The sequence below is a fragment of the Parvimonas sp. M20 genome (assembly GCF_035282425.1).
Classification (GTDB): Bacteria; Bacillota; Clostridia; order Tissierellales; family Peptoniphilaceae; genus Parvimonas.
This window is the reverse complement of record NZ_JAYKBQ010000028.1, coordinates 1-5,320: the sequence shown is the minus strand read 5'-3', so window position 1 is coordinate 5,320 and position 5,320 is coordinate 1. Positions and strand designations below refer to the sequence as shown.

At 28.4% G+C, this 5,320-nt stretch carries 6 protein-coding genes; all 6 read left to right on the top strand.

Annotation, left to right across the window (positions count from 1 at the left end; all coding sequences use genetic code 11):
• The first annotated feature begins 267 nt into the window (after window positions 1-267).
• Window positions 268-1,803: a ribonuclease Y gene (rny, locus tag VJI93_RS08075; RefSeq protein WP_324000401.1), complete on the top strand. Its 1,536-nt coding sequence runs from the start codon at window positions 268-270 to the stop codon at window positions 1,801-1,803.
• A 389-nt stretch (window positions 1,804-2,192) separates the two neighbouring features.
• Window positions 2,193-3,059, top strand: a complete 867-nt coding sequence (locus VJI93_RS08070) for an acyl-CoA thioester hydrolase/BAAT C-terminal domain-containing protein (RefSeq protein WP_324000402.1) — start codon at window positions 2,193-2,195, stop codon at window positions 3,057-3,059.
• 135 nt (window positions 3,060-3,194) lie between these two features.
• On the top strand, window positions 3,195-3,689 hold the full coding sequence (locus VJI93_RS08065; protein WP_324000403.1) for a GNAT family N-acetyltransferase: 495 nt from the start codon (window positions 3,195-3,197) through the stop codon (window positions 3,687-3,689).
• A gap of 10 nt (window positions 3,690-3,699) precedes the next feature.
• Window positions 3,700-4,188 carry a methyltransferase family protein gene (locus VJI93_RS08060; RefSeq protein WP_324000404.1) on the top strand — a complete coding sequence of 163 codons (489 nt, stop codon included), beginning with the start codon at window positions 3,700-3,702 and terminating at the stop codon, window positions 4,186-4,188.
• Window positions 4,189-4,218: 30 nt separating this feature from the next.
• The gene (locus VJI93_RS08055; RefSeq protein ID WP_324000405.1) at window positions 4,219-4,827 is read left to right on the top strand and encodes a class I SAM-dependent DNA methyltransferase; all 609 of its coding nucleotides are present in this window, start codon (window positions 4,219-4,221) and stop codon (window positions 4,825-4,827) included.
• Window positions 4,828-5,021: 194 nt separating this feature from the next.
• Window positions 5,022-5,186, top strand: coding sequence for a hypothetical protein (locus VJI93_RS08050; protein WP_324000406.1), 165 nt, complete (start codon window positions 5,022-5,024; stop codon window positions 5,184-5,186).
• Window positions 5,187-5,320 lie beyond the last annotated feature (134 nt).

Here is a 5,320-nt window from a genome sequence, read left to right as displayed (position 1 = left end):
TTATTTTTAATTTTATATCATATTTTGACATACAAAAACCCCCAAATCCTTTGTCCGGATTTAGGGGTTCACATCAATTTATGCCGTCATTTTTTGATTTAATGAAAATATATTATTAAAATTAATACATTTTTAATACAATTTGTTAAATTGACAAAATACTAAAAAAGTTGTAAAATATTAATTGTGAGAAATCACTTTTAATTTTAAGGAATAATAATTTGATAATTGTAACTTGAAAATTTAATAAAAGGAGGTGTGAAACTAATGCCAATGGAATTTTTATTAATGCCTGTTTTTTTAATCGTAGGAGTGGTTATTGGATATGTTTTTAGAAGATTTACTTCTGAAAAATTAATTAATGGTGCCGAAAATCATGCTAAAAAAATTGTTGAAGATGCTATTAAAGAGGCTGAAACTAAGAAAAAAGAAAAATTAGTTGAAGCTAAAGAAGAAGCTCATAGAATTAAGCAAGAAAGCGATAAGGAAAACAGAGAGAGAAGAAATGAAATTCAAAAATTGGAACGTCGTTTGATTACTAAAGAAGAAAATTTAGATAAGAAAAATGAGAATTTAGATAAGAAAAATGAACGTTTAAATAAAGAATTAAAGGCTTTAGAAGTTAAAGAAACTGAAATTGAAAAATTAGTTGAAAAGCAAAAAGAAGAACTTGAAAGAGTTGCCAATATATCATCTGAAGAAGCTAAAGAAATTATACTTGAAGAAGTTAGACAGGAAAGTATAAAAGATGCTGCAAATATCATAAGAGAAATAGAACAGAATGCGAAAGATAATGCAGAAAAAAATGCCAGATATATTATTGGAACAGCTATTCAAAGATACGCAGCAGATCATGTTGCAGAATCTACAGTTAGTGTTGTAACTTTACCTAATGATGAAATGAAGGGTAGAATTATAGGTAGAGAAGGAAGAAATATAAGAACATTTGAAAGTTTGACAGGAGTAGATTTAATTATTGACGATACTCCGGAAGCTGTTGTTTTATCTTCTTTTGATCCGGTTAGAAGAGAGATTGCAAGACTTTCTCTTGAAAAATTGATTAACGACGGAAGAATTCATCCAACAAGAATTGAAGAAATGATTGAAAAATCAAGACAGGAAGTTGAAAATAGTATTAGAATTGCAGGAGAAGATGCTTGTGATCAAACTAATATTCATGGATTACATCCTGAACTTGTAAAACTTTTAGGAAGATTAAAGTACAGAACTTCTTATGGACAAAATGTTTTAAAACATTCAATAGAAGTTGCACATATGGCAGGGATGATAGCTGCTGATATTGGAGCTGATGTTAAGATTGCCAAAAGAGGTGGTCTATTACATGATATAGGTAAGGCTATAGATCACGAAATGGAAGGAAATCACGTTGAGTTAGGCGTTCAAATGGCTAAAAAATATAAAGAAAAACGTGAAGTTATCCATTGTATTGAAGCACATCACAATGATGTTGAACCTTCAACTGTTGAAGCACTTTTGGTTCAAGCAGGAGATGCTATTTCAGCTGCAAAACCTGGTGCAAGACGCGAATCTGTTGAAAATTATATTAAGCGTTTGGAAAATCTGGAAGCAATTGCAAATTCATTTGATGGAATTGAAAAATCTTTTGCAATTCAAGCAGGACGTGAAATAAGAGTATTGGTTAAACCGGAAGTTATTGACGAAGATAAAATGTTATTAACTTCAAAAGAAATTATTAAGAAAATACAAGAAGAACTTGAGTATCCTGGAACAATTAAAGTTAATTTAATTAGGGAAACAAGAATTGTTGACTACGCTAAATAGTTTTTAAATTTGAAAACAAGAATGTTTATAGAAATATAGGCATTCTTTTTTTATGCAAAAAAATTGAAAGTTTTTACATTTGTGTATCTTCGATACATTCACTTTTGTTTTCAACAAAAGTGTGAGATCTCCACAGTTGATTGTACCCAAATCAAAGATTTGGACAATCTTTGCGTCAGACCTACTATAGATTATTTACAAGTAAATAATCTAAGTTAGGGCTAGATTGACTACGCTCAAGATGATGTATAAGGGAGAAATCTTTGTTTGAGGTCTTGACGTTAATGGGAAATAAACTTGAAATTTTGTTTATATTTATTTCTAGTTGATATTGTTATACAGTTGTGATATATTTATATTAAATAATTGTTTATTTGGGAGGTGTTTTTATGAAAATGAAAGTAATATCCACATTTTTGGCTTTTATTGTAATTTTAGGAATAATATTTGGAGTAAAAATCTATAAAGAGTATAAGTATAAAATAGAGGTTGAAAGAATGTATGATGTAGCAAAAGGTGTTTCAGATAAAAATTCATATTCAACGAATATAGATAATATCAATATAAAGTATGTTAATAACAACACTTTTCAGGGTTTTCATCTTATTCCAAAAAACAAACTTTATAAAGGAGTTATAGTTTGTTATGGTGGCTCTGAAGGAAGTCCAAATTTTAATGAAGCATTAAGATTGGCAAAAGAGGGTTATGAAACGCTATCCGTTTTTATGTTTGGGGCTAAAAATCAACAAAAAACTTTAGTAAAAATACCTTTAGAACAATTTGAAGATGTACTAGACTATATTCATTCTAATATCAATGAAAACACTCCAATAACAGTACTAGGAGCTTCAAAAGGTGCAGAATATGCTTTAAATTTAGCAACAAAATATAAAGAGATTTCTAATCTTGTTTTAATTGCACCTTCTTCATATAATTTTTCTGGTTTAGATTTTGCAAATTACGGTTCTTCTTGGACTTGGAAAGGTAAAGAGTTACCATTTATAGATCTTAAAAGGGGAGATTTTTCATATAGTGAACCAATATCATATAAAGCAACTTATGAAACTACAGTAGAAAGAGATTCATCAGCCAAAGAAAAATTGATTCCTGTTAAGGATACAAAAGCTAATATTCTATTAATTTCAGGAAAAGATGACCAAATGTGGAATAGTTTTGAAATGTCAAATATTATAAAAAGTCAAAAAGAGGATGTGAAAATTTGTTCTTATGAAAATGCAGGTCATATATTCTTTTGAGACGGAGAACAAAAATTCTCTGGCTATACCATTAAAACTGGAGGCACGAAAGCAGGTAATAAAGAAGCAAATAAAAAAAGTATAAAGGAAATAAATGATTTTTTAAAAATGAATCATAAATAATAGGAGTTAATTATGATAAATGAAAATATAAATATTGAGCATGTAAGTGAAGATAATTCGCGGTTTTTAAAAAATATTTTAAGAGATGATATTAGTGAAGATTTTGTAGATTCGTTAGATGTAATTTTGGAAATAACGAAATATGGAATAGAACATAATTGTATAGGTCATACTTATGCAATTAAATATGATGAAAAATATATAGGTATTATATTGTTATGGGAAGCTATTGAATGGAGTACAGACCCTGAAATAATGAAAAAAGAGCCTTTCTATAGACTTATGGGATTTATTATCGATAAAAGATATAGAGGTCGTGGGATAGGTTCCTATATTTTAGAACAAGTCATTTCTAAATGTTATGAAGAATATGGAATAAGACCTATTGCATTAGGGGTTCATAAAGATAATTACAGAGCTGAAAAGTTTTATGTTAATAGAAGTTTTATAAAAACTGAATTTATGGAAGGAAATGATTACTATTATTTTAGATTTCCTAAATTTTAAGGAGTAAATTATGAAAAGAGAAAAGTTATCAGTTTTAGGAATTGGACCAATATATGTGGGTATTATACTGATTGTAACAAGTATTTTAATATTTTTACAAAATAAGGGTTATTTTAAAAATGGAGAAATTTCTTTTTTTAAAATTCCTTTTATAATTATAGGTATTTTATGTATAGTTATAGGTATTGGACTGTGGGTTTCTGCAGTTATTAATTCAAGAATTTCTAAGAATATAAAGGAACTAAAATTGGTAACTACGGGAGTTTTTTCGGTTGTAAGAAATCCGATTTATTCAGCTTTTATGTTTCTTTGTTGGGGCATTTGTTTTGTTTTCAATAATTTATATTTTTTAATTACAATTCCAATTTATTGGGCTCTTTTGTCAATTTTAGTGAAAAATACGGAAGAAATATGGCTTAAAGATATTTTTGGAGAGGAATATCTTGAATATTGTAAGAGGACAAATAGATGTATCCCTTGGTTTTCTAGAAAATCTTGATTAACTTATTATTTAAATTTAGGGGGTAGTATGAGTAATTATTTTGATGAAGTTGCTAAAGTTTGGAATACTGAAGAGAGAAAAAATAGAACTTTTACCATATACGAAAAAATGTTCAAGTATTTAGGAAAAAATCTGAAAGAGAAAAAGGCTCTTGAAATCGGATCGGGAGATGGACTTCTTGCAACTTTATTATCTAAAGATTTAAAACATATTGATTGTATGGATACTTCTTTAAAGATGAGAGATGAGTCTTTAAAGAGAATAAATGAAATGGAAATAGAAAATATCAGTATAAATGATGAAAATTTTTTGGATAATTCGAATGAAAAATACGATATAATTTACAGTTTAACTGCTTTTCATCATATTGTAGATGTAGATGCAGAGCTTAAATTGTTAAGAGAGCATTTGAAAGAGAATGGGAAAATAATTATAATGGATTTAGATACAGTTTCTCCGGACTTCCATAAGGATTTTCCAAACTTTGATGGGCATGATGGTTTTTCAAGAAAAGAAATGGAAAATTACTTTAAAAGAGCATCATTTATTCCAAAAAATTATGAAATTTTATGGAATGGAAGAAGTAAGGAGATTGATTTTAAAATTTTCTTGTTGGAAGGAATATGTGAAAAATAAGAACCCCACTCATCTACGATGCTATGCATCGAGAGGGTACCCGGGAACCTTGTTGCTTCGCAATAAAAAAGCTGAGTTTAATTTATTAAATTATTCATAAAAACCATTGATATACAAAAAGTGGTAGTATAATAAAGTTATAACAGATAGCTGTATATGACATATTTAGTCTATATTTTAAGGAGGTTGAATAGATGGATTTAAAATATAAAGTTAAAGTGTTTTTTTTGATTGTTAATGTGGTTGTTTTAATTTCAAGTATATTTTTGAAAGATATTAAAGTTAAAAACGCTGTCAGAACAGGTGTAGTAATAGCTTTGATTATGTTTTCAATATTTAGTTTGCTTAAGCTTATATAGAAAATAAAATTTAATAAGTAAGGTAAAAAGATAATAAGAACCCCACCCATCCACGATGCTATGCATCGGGCGGGTGCCCGGGAACCTTGTTGCTTCGCAATAAGAACCCTATCCGTTCACAAAGCTATGCATCG